The 19250-nt window shown below is 70.1% G+C and carries 8 protein-coding genes; all 8 read right to left on the reverse strand.

The window, feature by feature from the left end:
* Window positions 1-44: 44 nt before the first annotated feature.
* Window positions 45-749 (reverse strand): sugar transferase, encoded by a 705-nt coding sequence (locus ACCD11_RS01135; RefSeq protein ID WP_413311828.1) that lies wholly within the window; start codon window positions 747-749, stop codon window positions 45-47.
* On the reverse strand, window positions 746-3070 hold the full coding sequence (locus ACCD11_RS01140) for a polysaccharide biosynthesis tyrosine autokinase (protein ID WP_413311830.1): 2325 nt from the start codon (window positions 3068-3070) through the stop codon (window positions 746-748). The genes ACCD11_RS01135 and ACCD11_RS01140 overlap by 4 nt, the downstream gene beginning before the upstream one ends.
* Window positions 3071-3109: 39 nt before the next feature.
* The gene (locus ACCD11_RS01145) at window positions 3110-4333 is read right to left on the reverse strand and encodes a polysaccharide biosynthesis/export family protein (protein WP_007832127.1); all 1224 of its coding nucleotides are present in this window, start codon (window positions 4331-4333) and stop codon (window positions 3110-3112) included.
* Between the two features lie 72 nt (window positions 4334-4405).
* Complete coding sequence (locus tag ACCD11_RS01150) at window positions 4406-5335, reverse strand: hypothetical protein (RefSeq protein ID WP_007832124.1); 930 nt, start codon at window positions 5333-5335, stop codon at window positions 4406-4408.
* Window positions 5328-6149 (reverse strand): serine aminopeptidase domain-containing protein, encoded by an 822-nt coding sequence (locus tag ACCD11_RS01155; protein ID WP_007832123.1) that lies wholly within the window; start codon window positions 6147-6149, stop codon window positions 5328-5330. The genes ACCD11_RS01150 and ACCD11_RS01155 overlap by 8 nt, the downstream gene beginning before the upstream one ends.
* 55 nt (window positions 6150-6204) lie before the next feature.
* On the reverse strand, window positions 6205-6918 hold the full coding sequence (locus ACCD11_RS01160) for a 4'-phosphopantetheinyl transferase family protein (protein ID WP_007832121.1): 714 nt from the start codon (window positions 6916-6918) through the stop codon (window positions 6205-6207).
* A 2-nt stretch (window positions 6919-6920) separates the two neighbouring features.
* Entirely contained in the window at window positions 6921-11918 is a 4998-nt protein-coding gene (locus ACCD11_RS01165) for an amino acid adenylation domain-containing protein (RefSeq protein ID WP_413311833.1), read from the reverse strand.
* Window positions 11915-19237 (reverse strand): amino acid adenylation domain-containing protein, encoded by a 7323-nt coding sequence (locus ACCD11_RS01170; protein ID WP_413311835.1) that lies wholly within the window; start codon window positions 19235-19237, stop codon window positions 11915-11917. The genes ACCD11_RS01165 and ACCD11_RS01170 overlap by 4 nt, the downstream gene beginning before the upstream one ends.
* Between the last annotated feature and the right edge of the window lie 13 nt (window positions 19238-19250).

Here is a 19250-nt window from a genome sequence, read left to right on the forward strand (position 1 = left end):
GTGAAGGGGTTGATGAAGTTCGAGGGAGACGGAATCGAAGCCGGCTACCGGGACCCGCGTGCGCCGGCGACCACGCCGAAGGTCTTCAGCAGGATCACGAAGTCGCGCCACAGCGACAGATGGGCCACGTATTCCGCGTCCATCGCCGCGCGCCGGCGGTAGCTGATCTCGTTGCGCCCGCTGATCTGCCACAGGCCCGTGATGCCCGGGCGCACGGCGCGGTAGTGGTCCCAGTACTCGCCATACAGGTCCTTCTGCGCGAACATGCAGGGGCGCGGGCCCACCATGCTCATGTCGCCCTTGAGCACGTTCCAGAACTGCGGGAACTCGTCGATGCTGTACTTGCGAAGGAAGGCACCGAAGCGGGTGATGCGCGGGTCGTTCTGCAGCTTCTGGTACATGGCCCATTCGCGCCGCGCGGCCTCGTTGTCGCGCAGGTGGCGTGCCAGCACCGCGTCGGCATTGGCCACCATCGAGCGGAACTTGTAGAACTTGAAGACGCGGCCGTCCTTGCCGTAGCGCGGCTGCATGTAGATGGCCGGGCCGCCCGAGGTGTAGAGCACGCCCAGCCAGATGAGCGCGTAGGCCCAGCCGAAGAACAGGAAGAACGAGCCGGCCATCAGGATGTCGGCCGCACGCTTGGCGCGGCGCAGCGAGGGCGTTCCGCCCAGCGGCCCGTACGCGGCCGTGTTGGCCGCCGTGCCACCGGCGCTTCGCCCGGTGGAGGATGTCGATCGCAGCGTGTTCATGATTCTGCGTGCTCCGGCTGGATGCGCTTGGGCATGACGGTGTCGGCCGTGTCCAGCGCGTAGGTGGGTTCGCGGCGGGTCGGGGCATAGGCGTAGTAGCCGTAGCTGTAGCTGCGGGAGTGGCGCTTCGAGGCGTCGACCGCGTTGAACACCGCGCCGTGGAAGGCCGCGCCCACGTGAGCCAGCCGCTTGGCGCTTTCCACCAGCTCGCCGAGCTCGCTCTCGTCGGCGCGGGCCACGAGCAGCACCGTGCCCATGCTCGGCGCCATCGCGGCGGTCTCGGACGCGAGCAGGACGGGAGGACCATCGACGATCACGATGTCGTAGCGCGCGGACAGCGTCGACAGCGTGTGCGCGAAGGTGTCGCTGGTCATCATGGAGGCGGGGTCCGGACGCAGGGTGCCCGCGGCCATCACGTCCAGATGCGGCAGCACATGTTGGTGAATGGCGTCCTCGAGCGGCACGCCACCGGCGATGACGTCGGCCAGGCCCTCCTTGCCCTGCAGGCCGAACTCCTGGCTCAGCTTGCCGCGGCGCAGGTCGGCGTCGATCAGCAGCACGCGCTGGCCCGCCGCGGCCAGCAGCGTGGCGAAGTTCGACGACACGAAGGTCTTGCCCGCGCCGGCCGTGGCGCTCGAGATCAGCACCCGGTTGTTGGGCGCTCCCATCGTCACGAACTTCAGCGCAGTGCGCAGCCGGCGCAGGCCCTCGAGCGCAGGGTCTTCCACGTGCAGCGCCGCCAGCACCTTGATGCCGGGCTTGCCTTTGCGAACGGCGCGGTCGAGCACGCGCTGCTGGGTGCTCATCGGGATCGAGGTGTACACCTGCAGGCCGGTAACGGCCTCGATGTCGCCGGGGTTGCCGATGGAGCGCTTCAGGTTCTTGCGGGCCATCGCCGCGGCGCCGCCGAGGAACAGGCCGCCCGCCAGCGCCAGCGCGACGACGATCAGCGGCTTCGGCCGTACCGGCTTCTCGGCCAGCAGCGCCAGGTCGAGCACGCGCACGTTGGCAACCTTGCCTTCCTTGGCCAGCCGCATCTGCAGCGAGCTGTTCAGCAGCGTGGCGTAGAGGTCGGTGTTGACCTTGATGTCGCGCTGCATGCGCAGCGAGTTCTGCTGCAGCATGGGCATGCGGCGGATGCGGCCGTCAACCGAGCCGAGCTCCTTCTTGAGCGATGCGATCTGCGCGTCCAGCGTCTTCAAGTCGGGGTGCGCGGCGGTGAAGCGGCTTGCCAGGTCCAGCCGCTTCTGCTTCGCATCGAGCAGCTTGGCCTGCAGGTCCACGTTCTGCGACAGGGCATTGCGGGCCTCGTCGTCCAGGCTGATGGTGCCGTTCTGGTTGCGGTACTGGTTGTAGGCGTCTTCCGACTGCTCCAGCTGCTGCTTGAACTTGGGCAGCTCGGTGCCCAGGAAGGCCAGCGCGCGCTCGGCCTGCACCGTCTTCTGGTCGATGTTCTGGCGCAGGTAGAGGCGCGAGATCTCGTTGAGCACGTCGGCCAGCTGGGCGCGGTTCGGGGCCTGCAGGCTGACGTCAATCACGCCGGACTGCTTGCCTTTCTCGACCACGCGCAGGTCTTTCTGAAGGCCCAGCAGGGTGAGCTGCTTCGAGTAGCGCACCAGCTCGAAGGCGCCGCCGGGCCGGGCTTCGAAGGAGCCCACCAGCAGGTGCAGGGTGCCGCCGGGCACGGAGGCCTCAAGCGGCACGCCGGCCGTGCCCTTCAGCGGCGTTTCCAGGTCCGGGTTGGTCAGCGTGTAGTTGCCTTCGCTGCCCGCGATCAGCGTGAACTTCTTGCCCTCGAAAGCGCTCGGCACATCCATCTGCGCGACGGCGATCCGCTCGGTGCCCGAGACGAAATTGCCATATCCGAACACGCCGGGGCTGGAGAGCTGGCTCGAATGCCGAGCGATGAACTCGCCCACCACCGGTATGTAGCGCGGCTTCGCGCTGATGTACAGCCGCGTGTTCTCCATCGCCTGTCCCAGCACCATGCGCGACCTCAGGATCTCGGTCTCGCCGGCGGTCGGTGTCTTCACGCTGATGCCCCCGCCGCCGTTGGCGTCACCGGGAAAATTGCCGCCGGAGCGGTCGGGGTCTTCCACCTGGATCAGGATGTTGGCCTCGTACATGCGCGGGCCGAACAGCGCGTAGCCCACTCCCACCAGCAGCGCCAGCGCGGCGATGGAGGCAATCAGCCAGCGGCTGTCGATCAGGATGTCGAGGTACTCGTGGAACCGGGACTCCCGGGGCCAGGCCGTGGTCTCGATCACCGTCATGGGGGAAGCCGCAGGTGCGGGAAGCGAAGGTTGCCAGCGCGCGTTCATGGGGTTCACCTTTTCGTGTTGCGGGGCGAGGCTGCGTGCTTACCGGCGAGCGGTGTCGCGGCCGAGGTTGACGACCTGGGCGGACGGCAGGATCAGGCTGATGACGCGGTTCCAGGTGACCAGCGGCACGTGGTCGACGTACACCACGTCGCGCGGCTGCAGCTCGAAGCGGTCGGCCAGCGCCAGCGCTGCCGGGTTCCTCGCGTTGAGGTTGAAGATCTGCTGCGTGTCGAGGTTGTCGGGCGCGTTGCGCACCACGTAGATCTGCCCCGTGCTGGCCGACAGCAAGTCGGGGCCGCCGGCATCGCCCAGCGCCTCGTTGAGGCTCAGGCGGCCGTTGTTGCGCATCAGCAGCGCGCCGGGGCCGCGCACCTCGCCCATCACGAAGACCCGGCTGTCGTCACGGGAGCCGACATTCACCACATCGCCGTTGCGCAGCGCGATGCTGTTGCCGTCCAGGCCCATGGACTGGAGCATCGGCAGGTCGATCACCGTCGAGACGCCGCCGCGCGTCAGCGTGACCCGCGAGCGGTCGCCGCTCTGCGTGAAGCTGCCGGCGCGGCCGATGGCTTCGGACAGCGTCATCGGCACGTCGGTGAAGATCTGCAGCCCGGGCGTGCGCACCTCGCCCTGCACGTAGGCGCGCTGGCTGCGGAACGACTGGATGCGCACCGAGACCTGCGGCTCCTTGATGTAGGTCCCGATGCGCCGCGCGACCAGCTCGGACGCGCCGCTTTCGGTCAGGCCCTGCAGCTTGACACGCCCAATGAACGGAAAGCTGATCTCACCCTTGGCGTCGACGATGAAGCCGGGCGCCACGGCAACGCCGGTCGGGTCGGTCTGCTGCGCGATCACCGCTCCGGCGTTGGGCAGCAGTTCCGGGTGGTTGTAGACGATGATGCCGACCACGTCTCCGGGCCCGATGGTGTAGACCGGTGGCGCGGCCAGCAGGCGCTTCATGCCGTCGGGCGTGGTCTTGGGCCTTTGCGCCATCTGCGAGCGGATCAGGTCGGGCGTGATCGGAATGACCTTGCCGCTGTCGGCCGAGGCGGTGCTGTCGCCCGTGGTGCTGGTGAAGCCGAGCGGTCCCACGCCGCCGAAGCCCGGCGCGCAGCCGGAGAGCAGGACCAGTCCCAGCGACAGCAGCAGGCACAGGCCCAGCCATCGCAGCCGGCCATCGACCTGTGCCGGTGCCAGAGCGCGGGCTCTGGCTGGAAGGGCGCGTGCGCCGCATGTCTGCGTCGCTGGATCGGGGCGTTGCATGGTGATCTCCTTGACGGCCGGTTGACGGTGGGTGGACGGGGAACGACTGGGTGAAAGGGGCTGAGCCGTGCGTCAGGGCGCGGCCAGGGTGGCGGGCATGGCCCGGTCGGCGCCAGCCGCCATCGGACGGTTCTGGCTGCGGCGCTCGGTGCTTGCGCCGAAGCAGCGGTCGGCGACCCAGTCGCCGACGGACTGGAGGAACAGCCGCTGTCCCTGTTCCGTGCAGACGGTGTGGTCGGCTTCGGCGATGAATTCGTACTGCAGCGCCTGCGTGAAGGGCTGGCGGGCGAAGGCGCCGAGCTGGTCGCGGCCGTGGTCGCAGACGTGCAGCGACCCCGAATACAGCAACTGCACCGCCACCTGGCGTTCGACGAGGCGCCGCAGGGTGGCGCCGAACCAGGCCGCATTGACCTCGGGTGTGCGCTTCTCCGCGAAGAAGCCCGGCAGCGGCGTCGTCGAATGGCTGGGCAGGAGGTGGCGCTGGAGCCAGCGTTTGGCCTTGCCTGGGAAGGACGGGTGCGCGGGCGCGGCCAGCGCGCGGCGCACGTTGCGCTCCCAGCGGGCGCGCCGCTCCGGGAAGGCGAAGCCGTCGAACAGCGAAAGCGCCACCACGCGCGGGTCGGCCGCGGCTGCCAGCATCGCATGCTCGACACCCGAGCACATGCCGACGATCACGAACTGCCGGGCGCCCAGCATGCGTTCGCTGGCGTCCATGGCGGCCCGCAGGCTGTGCACGGCACGGGCCTGCAGATCGGGCGAAGTGTCGAGCGCATCGCTGTCGCCGATGCCGCCAAGGTCGAAGCGCAGGCTGCTCACGCCGCGCGCGGCCAGCACATGCGCCAGCTTCACGTTGATGCGGCGCGGCCCGACGCGGTGGTTGGCGCCCATGTTGAACATGAGGCAGGCGACGTCGCCCGGCGCCTGCTGCGCGGGCGCGGTGAGCATGCCCATCAGCGCGTCGCCCGGGCCGAAGCACACCGGTGTCTGTGTCGCGTCATTCATGGAGAGCCCCCTGGAGGCGGTTGAGCGCGTCGGCCGGAACCATCGCGCTGTTGGGGTAGGGGTCGGAGGTCCAGTCGAGCTGGTGCCGGAAGTACGCAAGGCGAACCGGCATGTGGCGCGACTGCTGGTCGGCGGCCCATTGCGCGGTGCGTTCGTCGTCCGGCTCGGCCAGTACCAGCGTGTCGTGCAGCGCCGTGAGCGGCAGCGATTCGGGAACCAGCGCCGCCAGCTGCGCGCGCAGCGCGGGCGAGAGCACCGTGCCGAGGGCTTCCTCGGGCACGGCATCGGGCTCCTGCGCCAGGCTGCGGTGCCAGGCCCGGTCGGGGATGCAGAAGGTGGTGTCGATGGCGGCCACGTGCTGTTCGCGCAGCAGCCGCGCATAGCGGCGCCCGTCGATCACCGGCTCCCACAGCACCAGCCGCACCGGGTCGCAGCGTCCGCCGCGCGCGGCCAGCACGGCCAGGGTGGCGCCGAGCCGGGCGCCGACCCACACGATGGCAGCGCCCGGCGCGCGGCGTCGCAGTTCCTCGTGCGCCGAGCACAGGTCTCGGCGCCAGCCGTCGAGTTCGCCCTCGTTCTCGTCGCCCGGCGAATCGCCCGAGCCATAGAAGTCGAAGCGCAGCGTGGCGATGCCGTTCCGCGAGAGACGCTCGGCCAGCACCTTGAAGAAGCGATGGGTGCGCAGGCCCTCCTGCCCGAACGGTGGACACAGGAGCACGGCGGTGTTCTCGGCCCGGTCTTCCTCGGCCGGATGGAACACGCCGAAGATCTGGCGCGAGGCCGGCCCGAACATGAGTGGCGTGAACCGAGTCATTGGATAACCTCCGCGCTACGCGCTGCGGTATTCGCCTTGAGAACGGCTCGGCGGCTCATGCGTGCGCCTCCAGCAACCGCCCCGAACGGCTGGCGCGGGCTTCGGTCTGGCGCCATTCGGCGAGCGAGCCCACGCAGTCGAGCCGCGTGGGCGCCGGCCCCAGAACCAGCCACAGGATGCGGCCGGCCACCAGCAGCTCGACGCTGCGGCAGTCCGGTTCAATGCCCACCTCGAAGCTCTGCGACGACACCAGCAGGCCGACGCCGATGGCCTTCAGGCAGGCTTCCTTGCGGGTCCAGCAGGTCAGGAAGGCCTTGTCGCGCTCGTGCGCGGGCAGGGCGGCCAGCGCTTCCTGTTCGCGCTGCGTGAAATATTCCGCCGCAAGCACCGCCGCGTCGGGCACCGCGCGCAGCAGTTCGACGTCCGCGCCCAGAGGGCCGCGCCCGCCGATGGCCACCAGCGCCAGGCCCTGGCTGTGGCTCAGCGAGAACTGGGTGCGCGTATGGCCCGACAGCGAGGGCTTGCCGAATGAGCCGGTGGCCAGGTGCAGTGCAGCGTGATGCAGGCCGGTGTACTCGCAGAGCGCTTGCCGCAGGGCGACGTGCGCGGCCACGAAACGCTGGCGGTCGATGGGAAACCGCAAGCTGGCGGCGCGCGCGCACTCTTCCTCCGACAGGATCTGCGCGGGAGGAAGCGCAGGGAAGCTGTCCAGGTCGACATACCGGCAGATCGGCGCGTCGATGGAAAGTGCGTAGTCGGAGTTGTCCATGATCACCCCTTGCGCAGCCAGCTGCCGAGGGCGCCCAAAAGGCCGCCGCGCTGCGCGTGTGCGGCCGTGTCGGCGGCCAGTTCCGCGAGGTCGGACGGCACGCCTTGCGGCGCGGCCTGCGCCGACGAGGCGATCTGCCCGAGGTTTTCGAACAGATAGCGCCGCGGCTCCACGCGGTGCCCCAGCGTCTGTGCCGCCTGCTGCACGGCGCGCAGCACCAGCAGCGAGTCGCCGCCGAGGTCGAAGAAGTTGTCGCTGGCGCGGATCTCGCTCACGTCGATGCCGATCACGCCGGCCCAGATCTGGGCGAGCTGCGCGTGCTCGGGGCTGAGCAGGCCTTGCCTGGCCTTGCGCTCGTCGCCGTGGCCGGCGCCGGCCGGCGCGCCCTTGTCCGTGTCGCCGGTGGCCAGCTTGCGCAGGTAGAGCGCGCTGGCCGAGCCTTCGGTGCTGGCGATCTCCGCGAGCGTGGCGCCCGGGTGGTCCGCGACGCGGCGCAGCACCTCGAGGTAGCGCTCGCGCATCTGGGCGCCGGTCTCGCGCAGGTACACGTCGGCGTTGTAGATCAGCGCGCCTTCCAGGCCGTGCGGCTTGTCCATCAGCCACACGCCGATGTCGTCGGTGGCGCCATGCTGCATCACGTGCATCTGGCGGGTCTGCAGGCTGCCGATGGAGCGCGAGCGTTCGCGCGCGTCCTGGAACGAGAACATCGACTGGTAGGGACCCGAGGTCTTGATCTGCCCCGCATAGCCCGGCTCGGCCATCAGGCGCTCGAACGGCACTTGCTGGTTGTTCATCATCGACAGCAGCTCCTGCTTCACGTAGTGCATGAAGCTGGGCAGCGGCAGCGCCATGTCCACCGCGAGCGAGACCGGCAGCACGTTGTTGAAGTAGCCCATGACGTCTTCCGTCTCGGCCTGCTGGCGACCGCGCACCGGGTTGGCGATGACGATGGCGTCGTTGCCGGTCACCTGGGCCATGGTCAGCGCGTAGACGCCGAAGGTCAGCATGCTGAGCGTCACGTCCATGTCGCGCGCGATCTCGCGCAGCCGCTGTGTGCTTTGCAGGTCGATGCTGATCCAGTGCGCGCCGCCCTGGCCGCTCTTGCCCGCGCGGCGCGGCATGTCGGTCACGGGCGGCCGCACGGCCTTCGCGCCTTCGAGCCGGCCGCGCCAGAACGCGAGCTGTTCCTCGCAGGCGGGCTCGGTCATCCACTTCTCCAGCCACTCGGCATAGTCCCCGTGGGTGGTGGCGAGTGCGGGCAGGTTGTGCGGACGGCCGCGCTCGGCGGCGTCGTAGAGCGCGGCCAGTTCGCGCTGCATCAGGTCGAAGGACCAGCCGTCCCAGATCAGGTGGTGCGGCACGAACATGAAGACGTGCTCGTTGTCGTCGACCTGGAACAGGGTCGCGTGCATCATCGGCGCGCTGTGGATGTCGATCGGCCGGTCCGCCAGCTCCTGCATGCGCTCGGCCAGCTCGGCCTCGCGCTGGTCGGCCGGCAGGCCGCGCAGGTCGACCAGCGGCAGGGCGAATTCCACGGACTCCGCGATCAGCTGCACCGGCTTGCCGCTTTGCTGGTCGATGTCCATGCGGGTGCGCAGCGAGGGTTGGCGCCGGATCACTTCGCGCAGCACGCCTTCGAAGCGCGCTGCATCGAGCTGCCCGATCAGCCGCTGCGCCGAAGGCGCGTTGTAGACCGAGCGGCCCGGGTGCAACTGCTCCATGAAGCGGATGCGCTCCTGCGAAAGCGTCAGCGGCGCGCTGCGGCGCTCCGGGCGGCATGCAATGGGAGCCTGCAGCCCGACGCCCGCGCCCTGCAGGCCCTGGATCGCCGCGGCCAGCTTCCCGGCAGTGGGCGACTCGAACAGCGAGCGCAGCGGCAGCGTGACCTGGAACTCGCGGCTCAACAGCGTGGTGAGCCGCGCGGCCAGCAGCGAATGGCCGCCCACGGTGAAGAAGTTGTCGTCCATGTCGAGGCCCGGCAGGCTCAGCACCTTCTCCATGATCGCAAGCACCTTGCGCTCGTGGTCGTTGCACGGGCCGGCGCCGCGCCGCACCTCCTCGCGCGCGGCCGCCTGCGGCGGTGGCAGCGAGACGCGGTCGACCTTGCCGTTCGGCAGCGTGGGCAGGGCATCGAGCGTCACCACGTGCTGCGGCAGCATGAAGGCCGGCAGGTGCTTGCGCAGGTGCACCATCAGCGCATCGAGGTCGAAGCCGGCGTCCGGCACCAGGGCAAGGTAGGCCACCAGGCGCACGTCGCCGGGGTTGTCCTCGCGCGCCACGACCACGCTGCGGGAGACGCCCGCAACCTCGCAGCAGCGCACCTCGATCTCGCCGGGCTCGATGCGGTAGCCGCGCACCTTGACCTGGAAGTCGAGCCGGCCGAGGTGATCGAGCAGCCCGTCGTTGCGCCAGCGGCCGCGGTCGCCCGAGCGGTACACCCTCTTCGCGGTGCCGAAGATGCGCACCGTGACGAAGCGCTCGGCGGTCAGCTCTGGACGATCGAGGTAGCCCAGGGAGACACCTTCGCCGGCGATGCAGATCTCGCCCGGCACGCCGATGGGGCAGGGCTGCAGTTCGGCATCGAGGATCCAGATCTCGGTGTTGTCGACCGGCCGGCCGATCGACACGCCGCGCGACGCGACCTCTTCGGGGCGAACGTGCCAGGCCGTGGAGTACACCGTGGTCTCGGTCGGTCCATAGCCGTTCCACAGGCCCTCCATGCGTTCGCACAGCGCCAGCGCCATGCTCGGACGCAGCGCCTCGCCACCGGTCCAGCCGCGAAAGCCGGGGGCGCCGCCGGCCCACTGGGCATCGAGCAGGAGCTGCCACATGCCGGGCGTGGCCTGCAGGAGCGTGATCTGCTCCTGGTCGAGCGCCTGTCCCAGGCGATTGCCGTCCATCGCGACCTCGCGCTGCACCATCACGAGTTCGGCGCCAGCCGCCAGCGGCAGCAGCAGGTCGGGTATGGCCATGTCGAACGACAGGGTGGTGACGGCGGCGATCCGGTCGGCCGGGCCGACGTCCGATTCGCGCTGCATCCACTGCAGCAGGTGCGCCACGCCCCGATGATGGACGATGACGCCCTTGGGCAAGCCGGTCGAGCCGGAGGTGTAGATCACATAGCAGGCGTCTTCGGGCCCCGGGTCGTCCGTGCTCGGCGGCAGGGTCTCGCCGGCAAGCTGCCGCCATGAGGTGTCGCGGTCGATCTCGAAGATCCGCTGGCCCGCGTCGGCGCACCAGTGGCGCGGCGCCACGGCGACGTCCGACGAGGTCAGCATCAGGCTGAGCCGTGCGTCGCTGGCGTAGTGGTCGAGCCGCGCCTGCGGAAAAGCCGGATCGAGCGGCACGTAGGACGCGCCCGCCTTCAGGATGCCCAGCATCGCCACGACCATTTCCATGCTTCGCTCCAGGCACAGCCCCACGCGCTGGCCGCGGCCTACGCCGCGCGCGTGCAATGCACGCGCCATGCGGTTCGACAGCGCATCGAGTTCGCCGTAACTGCAGCTTCGCGCGCCGTCGCGCACCGCCGGGCGATCGGGCTGCCGAGGCACGCGCGCGACAAAGCCGGCATGCGCCAGCGGCATGCCGACCAGCGGAACGCGCGCGGGCTGCAGCGCGATCAGCGAACGCGCGGCGTCGACGGACAGCACTTCGAGCCGGCCGACCGTCTCGTCCGGCTTGTGCGAGCCCGACTGCAGCACGCACTCGAACATGTCCAGCCAGCGCTGTACGCTGACGTCATCGAACAGGTCGGTGTTGTACTGCGCCTCCACCATCAGGCCACCATCGAGCGGGCGCAGGTTCAGGAACAGTTCGAAGTTCTCGTAGCGGCGGGGGATGGTGTCCTGTGCCACGTCGAGGCTCGTGAACGCCTCGGCGCTGCTCGCCACGTCGGGGTCGACGTTGAACGCCACGCTCACCAGCGGCAGCCGGCTCGGGTCGCGCTCGAGCGACAACTGGCCCAGCAGCGCGCCATAGGTGAGCGCCTGGTGGTCGAAGGCGTCGAGCACGGCGGTGTTGCATTCGTCCATCAGCGCGTCGAAGCGCATGCCGGCATGCGTGGCGATGCGCAGCGGCAGCAGGTTCACGCAATGGCCGACCAGTCCGGGCACGTCATGCGCGAGCTGGCCCGACGCCGGCACGCCCACGACGATGTCTTCCTGGCCCGTGAGGCGGTGCAGCGTCGCGACGAAGCCGCTGAGCAGTCCGGTGAACAGGCTGGCGCCGGCCTTGGTGCTCGTCACGCGCAGGGTGCCGACGAGGCGCTTGTCGAGCAGGCGCTCGGTGCGGCGCGAATTGAAGGTGCGCGCGGCCGGGCGCGGGCGGTCCAGCGGCAGGTCGAGCACCGGCTGCGTGTTGCCGGGGAAGCGCCCGAGCCAGTAGTCCACGTGCGCCTGCATGTCGGGATGCGCGGCCGCGGCAGCTTCCTCGGCGGCGAAGTCGGAGAAGAGCGGTGCCGCCTTGAGCTTCAGCCCGGTGCCGCTCTGCTCGGCATACAGGTGGCCCAGCTGCTCGGTGATGACGCCCCAGGACCAGCCGTCGCAGACCACGTGGTGCGCCGACATCACGAGTTCGTGCTCGGCGTTGCCGAGGCGGTACAGCACGGCGCGGAACAGCGGGCCATGTTCGAGCGAAAAGGGCGTGCACACCGCTTGGCCATGGGCCGAACGCAGTGCCTGCGCACGGGCTTCAGGCTCGAGCCCGCTCAGGTCTTGCCGGGTCAGGACGTTCTCACCCGGATGGCTGACCAGCATGCATGTGCCGTCCGGCGAGATCGTGGCGCGCAAGGCCTGGTGGCGTTCGAGCAGCCGGTCCATGGCACGCGCCAGGGCCTCCTCGTCCAGCGCGCCGCGCAGGCGCAGCAGGACCGATTCGTTGTAGGCCATCGAGGCCTCGGTGCTCAGGGTTGCGCCGAGCCAGACTTCGCGTTGCGATTCCGTCGTGGGAATGATGCATTCGATGGCACCGTCGCTGACGGTGGGCTTGAAAACGGCGTTCATGCTGCGGCCTTTCCATTGAAGATGTGCTGGCTGGGGGTGGGCGCGCCGGGCACGTACCAGAAGGGCTGGCCGTCGATGTCGCGGGCCAGCACCGAGCCTTCCTCGGTCGGCTTGTGCGCGTCGAAGCCGGCGATGGCCACGGCGCGGCGCGGCAGGAACCCGGATTCCTGCATCTCGGCGACCGATTCCTTGAATGCGCTCTGGATGAATGCGATGTCCTCGGCGCTGTGCGCGCTCGTGAGGAAGCACGGGAAGTTGTCCAGGATGTGCACGCCGCGGCTGCGCATCATTGCGAACAACAGGTCCTGCAGCGGGTGGTCCTCGAGCCAGCTCACGCGCCACAGCGACGCGAAGTGGCGGATCTCGACAGGCGCGCCGACTTCCCTGCACCAGCCCGAGAGCTCGGCGGCCATGGCGGCGGTGCTGCCATTGAGGCCGGCCTGCAGCGCGGGCCCGGCTTCCTTCAGGTGGGTGAGCGAGGCCTTGGCCGCGGCGAGCGCGAGCGGATGGCGCACGAAGGTGCCGGCGAAGTAGGTCACGCCCACGCCGGGGATCGAGTCGTCGCCGTACTGCCAGGCGCCACCGTCGAGCGCGTCCATGAACTCGCGCTTGCCGGCGATCACACCGACCGGGAAGCCCCCGCCGATCACCTTGCCGTAGGTGGCAAGGTCGGCGCGCACGCCGAACAGTTCCTGGGCGCCGCCCAGCGCGGTGCGAAAACCGGTGATGACCTCGTCGAAGATCAGGCAGCAGCCGCTCTTCGCGGTGATGTCGCGCACCTCGTGCAGGAACTCGCGCGGCTGGAAGTCGGGGCGGCGGCTCTGCACCGGCTCGGCCAGCACGGCGGCCAGGTCGTCGGCGTTCTCGCGGATGAACGCCAGCGCCTCGGGCGTGCCGTAGTCGAGCACGCGGATGTCGCCGAACATGCCGCTCATCACGCCCGGCGCTGCCGACAGGCCCTTGCCGCCCTTGCCGGCGCGCACCAGCACCTCGTCGAAGGTGCCGTGGTAGGAGCCGGTGAACACCACCACAGTGCTGCGGCCGGTGACGGTGCGCGCGATGCGCAGCGCGGCCATCACGGCTTCGGAGCCGGTGTTGCACAGGCCGGCGCGGTCGCTGCCCGTGAGCTCGCAGATGAGCGCCGTGACCTCGGCCGCCAGCGGGTGCTGCGGGCCGATCTCGTAGCCCTGGTCGAGCTGCCTGCGCACGGCCTCCTGCACGAAGTCGGGCTGCCAGCCGAACATGTTCATGCCGAAGCCGTTGAGCGCGTCGACGTATTCGTTGCCGTCGAGATCCCACATCTTCGAACCCTTGGAGCGCTCGATGACGATCTGGTAGGTGATCTCCTTCGTGATCGGGCGGAAGCCGTTGACCACGCGCGGGTCGGCCATGTGGGGGCGGTTGGCGTCGGTGAAGTCCTTGCTCTTGCGCGTGCGCTCGACATAGCGCCGGATGAAGGCGGCGAGGCGTGCCTTCTGGCGGCCGCTGGGTTCGGCCATGCGCTGGGTGTGGATGCGCGCGATGGCGCCGAAGGCCTTGGACACGTCGTAGCGCACTGGCTCCTTCTGCGCGGGCTCCTCGGACGGAACTGCAGCCACCGGCCGGACCGGCACGGCCTGCAGCGTCATCAGCGGCGCGGCCGGCGCCGCACCCGACAGCAGTGCGAGCTGCTGGCGCATCAGTTCCATCTGCTGCGCAATCAGCTGGGACAACTGCGCGTCGCCCGCGGCACCGCCTTGCATCGGCATGTACACGGGCATCGGCTGGCGCGGCGCGGCCTGCGGCACGGCGACGGCACTTTCCACCGGCGCTGCCACGACGGCGGGTGCAACGGCCGGCGCAGGCGCTGCCTCAGGCGGCAGGCTCTCGCGCAGGAAGGCCGAGAGCGAGTCGAAGCAGCGGTATTTCTCCATCAGCTGACGGAAGCTGAGGTTGACCTTGAAGTGCTTCTTGATCTGCGTGGCCGCCTGGGTCAGCGTGAGCGAATCCAGGCCCAGCTCGCCGAAGGGCGCGTGTCCCTCCGCCTGTGCCATGTCGAGGCCGGAGATGTCCTCGAACAGGGTGCGCAGGCGTGCGTCCATGGACGAGGCGGGAGGGGGAAGAGGCGAGGGCGTTGCTGCTGCGGTCACGATCGGCTCCAGGGGAATGGATGGAATGAAAGAGGCAGGGGCCGCGACGGCGGCGCTGATGGACGCGGCCGCGGTGGAAAGGGGGAGAAGGGTGGGTGCGGCGATGTCGACCCAGAAGCGCTTGCGCTCGAACGGCGTGGTGGGCAGGCACACGCGCTGGGCGCCGTTGCGTGCAGCGAGGCGCGACAGCTCGACCTCGGCGCCGCAGGTCCACAGGCGGCCCAACGCCAGCCGCAGGGTCCGAGCCTCTTCGGCCGGCTCGCCGTGCAGCAGCGGCACGACGCTGCCCGCGCCGTGCTGGCGCACCAGCGTGGAAAGCATGTTGCGCGGGCCGGCTTCCACGAACAGCGGGTTTGCCGTCTGCGCCATCGCGCAGCGTACGGCTGGCGAGAAGCGCACGGTTTCGCGCAGGTGCCGGGCCCAGTAGGCCGGGCTGGTGGCTTCGGTGTCTTCGAGCGGTTGGCCGGTCAGCGTCGAGTAGATCGGCGTCTGCGGCGCACGCAGCGCCACCTTGCCGACCAGTGCCTCGAAGGGCTCGACGGCCGCGTCCATCATGGCGGAGTGGAAGGCATGCGAGGTCTGCAGCGGACGGGCCGGAATGCCATCCGCTTCCAGCGCCGCCTGCAGCGCCGCGATGGCATCGAAGGGTCCGGCGGCGACGCAGGCCGCCGGGCCGTTCTCGGCGGCGAGCGACAGCTGCGGGCCGAGCCGGCCGGCCAGTTCGGCCGCGCCCAGGCGCACCGACAGCATCGCGCCCGCTGGCTGGACCTGCATGAGCGCACCGCGGCGGGCCACGAGCCGGGCGGCGTCTTCGAGCCGCATCACGCCCGCGAGCACGGCCGCGACGAATTCGCCGACGCTGTGGCCGATCAGCGCATGCGGCCGCGCACCCAGCGCCAGCAGCCGCCGCGCGAGCGCGTATTCGAGCGTGAAGATCGCGGGCTGCGTGACGGCCGTGGGCACCAGCGACTGCGCGTCGCCGGAGAACATGCGCTCGCGCAGGTCGAAATCGGTCGCCCCGTCGAAGGCGGCCATGCAGTCGTCGAACGCGGCGGCGAACACTGGGTCGTTCGCGCGGAGGTTCTTGCCCATGCCTGCGTACTGCGCGCCCTGCCCGGGGAACATCAGCACGAGCTGCGGTGCACGCGAGGCGGTGCGGCCGCTGGCGCGGCTGGGCGAGTCGGCGCTGCGCAGGGCCGCGATGGCTTCGGCCGTTCCGCTGGCCACCACCGCGCGGCGGAAGGTGTGGGCCTTGCGGCCGACCGCGAGGGTGTGGGCCACGTCGGCCAGCGGCAGTTCGGGGTGCGCCTCGAGGTGCGCCGCGAGCTGCTCGGTGGCTGTGTCGAGCGCGGCCTCGGAGCGCGCCGACAGCGGCAGCACGTGGTCGCCCGCCGCCGCCGGCGAGGCCTGCCGCGGTGGCGCTTCTTCGACGATCACGTGCGCGTTGGTGCCGCCGACGCCGAAGGAACTGACGCCTGCGCGGCGCGGCTGGTCGGCGCGCGGCCACGGCTGCAGGCTCGCCGTGACGTGGAAGGGTGTGCGCGCGAAGTCGATCGCCGGGTTCGGCGCGCTGAAATGCACGGTCGGCGGAATCTGTTCGTGGTGCAGCGCAAGTGCCGTCTTGATGAGACCGGCAGCGCCGGCCGCCGTGACCATGTGGCCGACGTTGCTCTTGAGCGAGCCGAGCGTGCAGTAGCCGAGCGCGTCGGTGTGCTCGGCATAGGCACAGGCCAGCGCCTCGACCTCGATCGGGTCGCCCATCGGCGTGGCGGTGCCGTGAGCCTCCACGTAAGAGATGCTGCGTGCATCGACGTCGGCCGCCGCGAGCGCAGCGCGGATCACCGCCGCCTGCCCGTCGACGCTGGGCGCCGTGAAGCTGGCCTTGGAGCCGCCATCGTTGTTCACGCAGGCGCTGCGCAGCACGGCGTAGATGGTGTCGCCATCGGCCTGCGCGTCGGCCAGCCGCTTGAGCAGCACCACGGCCGCGCCGTCGCTGAAGACCGTGCCACGGGCCTGTGCGTCGAAGCTGCGCGTGCGGCCGTCGGGCGAGAGCATCGAGCCCTCGTTGTAGAGATAGCCGCTGCGCGGCGGGCAGTTGACCGATGCGCCGCCGGCGAGCGCCATATAGCACTGGCCCGTGCGCAGCGCATGGAAGGCGTGGGCCACGGCCACGAGCGAGGTCGAGCAGGCGGTATGCACGCTGACGGCCGGGCCGGTGAGGTTGAGCCGGTTCGCCACCCGCGTGGTGATGTAGTCCTTCTCGTTGGCCAGCATCACCTGGAATTCGCCGACCGGCTCCACGAGGTCGGGCCGGGTGCTCACGTGGCGCTGGAAGTAGGTCGCGTTGTACATGCCGGCATACACGCCGACCGGGCCCGGCGCGGCATCGGGCACGTAGCCGGCGCGCTCCAGGCATTCCCAGCAGATCTCGAGGAACACGCGCTGCTGCGGGTCCATCAGCTGCGCTTCCTTCGGGCTGATGCCGAAGAAGGCAGCGTCGAAGTCCTCGATGCCGTCGATCACACCGCGTGCGCGAACGTAGGACGGGTCGCTGCGCAGGGCCTCGCTCACGCCGGCGTCGAGCGTGGCGTCGTCGAAGAAGCTGATGGTGTCGCGCCCGGCAACGAGGTTGTCCCAGAATTGCTCGACGTCGGCCGCGCCGGGAAAGCGTCCGGCGGTGGCAACCAGGGCGATGGCGTCGTGAATGCCGGCGTCCGGCCGCGCTGCAAGGGTGGCCGCTGTGGTCGGTCGATCCTCCGAGACGACCACAGCGGCCGAGGCGGGCAGATCACCCGCCTGCTGCATCCGCGCACCTATCGCTTTTGGCGTGGGATTGCGGAAGAAAAGGTTGGTCGACAACGGCAGGCCGGTGCCGCGCTGCAGGTCGGCGAGCACCTGCAGCACCAGCAGCGAATCGCCGCCGAGGTCGAAGAAGTTGTCGTTGCGCCCGACCTTCGAGATGTGCAGTGCGCGGGCGAAGGCCTCGCACACCTGCTGTTCGACGGTGTCGCGCGCTTCCTCGAAGGGCTGGGCGAGTTCGGGGCGTTCGCCGGCCGGCTCGGGCAGCGCCCTGCGGTCGAGCTTGCCGTTCGGCGTGACGGGCAACTGCGCGAGCCATACCTGGGCGGCGGGAATCAACGCCGCGGGCAGGCGGGCCGCGAGGTGCGCACGCAGGGCGTCCCACGAAACCTTCTGCGAGCGCGCGACGAGATAGGCCACAAGGCGTAGCTGGCCGCTCTCGTCGGGCCGCGCGACCACGGCGCAGGACTGGATGTCCGGGTGGGCGAGGATCGCGGCTTCGACCTCGCCGGTCTCGATGCGGTGGCCGTGGATCTTCACCTGGCCGTCGCGGCGTCCGATGAACTCCACGGTGCCGTCGGGCAGCCAGCGCGCGAGGTCGCCGGTGCGGTAGAGCCGCTCGTCCGCACCGCCGAAGGGGTCGGGCACGAAGCGTTCGGCATTGAGCGCGGGCTGCCGCAGGTAGCCGCGGGCCAGGCCGTGGCCGCCGATGCACAGTTCTCCCACGAAGCCCGTCGGCAGCAGTGCCATCGAGGGGCTCAGCACGCGCAGCACGGTGTCCTTGATGGGACGCCCGAGCGGAATCGAACGCAGGTCTTCCGGCAGCGGCGACGCGATGCGGTGCGTGGCCGCGAAGGTCGTGCACTCGGTGGGGCCGTAGCCGTTGCTCAGCGTGAGGCCGGGCAGGGCCGCCAGCGCGCGCCGCACGTGCGGCACCGACAGCGCTTCGCCGCCGGTGAACAGGTGCCGCAGGCCCGAGAGATGGGCCGGGTCGTCGTCGATCACGGCGTTGAACAGCGCGGCGGTGAGCCATGCCGTGTGCACGTCGTGGCGCGCGATGGTGCGCGCGAGGCCGGCACCGGTGGGCACGCGCTCTTCGTGGACCACGCAGCAGCCACCGTTGAGCAGCGGACCCCATATTTCGAGCGTGGCCGCGTCGAAGCCCAGCGGCGCCGCGTGCAGCATGGCGCGGCCCGGAGCGAGCGCGACGTAGTCCACGCCCACCACCAGCCGCAGGATCGACCGGTGGCAGATCTCGATGCCCTTGGGCGTGCCCGTCGAGCCCGAGGTGTACATGACGTAGGCCACCGATTCGGCGTCCAGGGCCGGCGGGTTCCATGCACTTCGATTTGCCTTGTCTTCGTACTCGTCGAGCAGCAAAACGCCCTGGTGGGGGGGGACCAGGTGGTGGTGCGCCTGCATGGTGAGCACGTGCTGCGCACGCGCCTCGCCGAGCATGTAGGCGATCCGATCGGGCGGGAAATCGGTGGGCACCGGCACGTAGGCGCCGCCAGCCTTGAGGATGCCGAGCTGGGCCACGATGGCGGCCATCGAGCGGTCGAGCAGCAGGCCTACGCTGTCGCCGCTGCGAACGCCCAGGCACTGGAGGCGCCGCGCGAGTTCGTCGGATCGCCGGTCGAGTTCGCCATAGCTCATTTGCGCATCGCCTTGTGCGATGGCAATGGCATCGGGGGCGGCCGCGGCCTGGCGGCTGAACACGCCGGTTACCGTGGTGACAGGGTCCACCGGGGCGAGGGCGGTGTTCCAGGCTGCGAGCTGATCGGCGCGGTCGGTGCTCGGCAGCGTGTGGATGTCGTCGAGGGCAGCATCGGGATGCTCCAGCAGGTCCTGGGCGGTGTCGGCAAGGGCAGCGAGCAACTGTTCGATTGCGGCGGCGTCCATCGAGCCCGCGGCTGCATCTATATGAAGCAATGCCGAAGCGGCGTCGAAGCGCAGCCGCACGGGAGCGTCGGCGTGGACCTCTTCGCGCAGCCAGAGCGAGTCCGGTGGCGCAATGGGCTGCGGTGATTGCGACGCTGCGCGGCGGGCGAGGTCCAGTTCAGCCAGCCAGGTACCCGCGGCCTTGGTGGCATCGAACGCGACGGTGGTCGTGCAGCGCGCCGGGGCAACGCCCGCCTCGTGCAGCACGGGCCAGAGGCTTCCGAGCCAGCGCGACTGCAGCAGCAGCCATGCGCCCGCGAAGAGGGCATCCGGCAGCTGGCCGGTGGCGGCGAGCCATTGGCTCCAGCGCCGGGCAAAGCCGGGCTCGAGCGCCAGCGAACCGGTGCAGCCTCCGGCCGGTCCTTCCGGCTTGCATCGCGGCACGAACAGGTCTTCCAGGGCGAGACCCGGAGAGCTTTCCTGTGGCTGCGAAATACTTCGAATTTCCATTTGAATATCCCGG

This window comes from Variovorax sp. Varisp36 (assembly GCF_047304235.1).
In the GTDB taxonomy this organism is placed as follows: Bacteria; Pseudomonadota; Gammaproteobacteria; order Burkholderiales; family Burkholderiaceae_C; genus Variovorax.

Excerpts from the sequence above, each read along its gene's own strand:
- ACCD11_RS01150 (WP_007832124.1), bottom strand. The coding sequence starts at position 5,335 with ATGAATGACGCGACACAGACACCGGTGTGCTTCGGCCCGGGCGACGCG.
- ACCD11_RS01155 (WP_007832123.1), bottom strand. The coding sequence starts at position 6,149 with ATGACTCGGTTCACGCCACTCATGTTCGGGCCGGCCTCGCGCCAGATC.
- ACCD11_RS01165 (WP_413311833.1), bottom strand. The coding sequence starts at position 11,918 with ATGAACGCCGTTTTCAAGCCCACCGTCAGCGACGGTGCCATCGAATGC.
- ACCD11_RS01160 (WP_007832121.1), bottom strand. The coding sequence starts at position 6,918 with ATGGACAACTCCGACTACGCACTTTCCATCGACGCGCCGATCTGCCGG.
- ACCD11_RS01170 (WP_413311835.1), bottom strand. The coding sequence starts at position 19,237 with ATGGAAATTCGAAGTATTTCGCAGCCACAGGAAAGCTCTCCGGGTCTC.
- ACCD11_RS01140 (WP_413311830.1), bottom strand. The coding sequence starts at position 3,070 with ATGAACGCGCGCTGGCAACCTTCGCTTCCCGCACCTGCGGCTTCCCCC.
- ACCD11_RS01145 (WP_007832127.1), bottom strand. The coding sequence starts at position 4,333 with ATGCAACGCCCCGATCCAGCGACGCAGACATGCGGCGCACGCGCCCTT.
- ACCD11_RS01135 (WP_413311828.1), bottom strand. The coding sequence starts at position 749 with ATGAACACGCTGCGATCGACATCCTCCACCGGGCGAAGCGCCGGTGGC.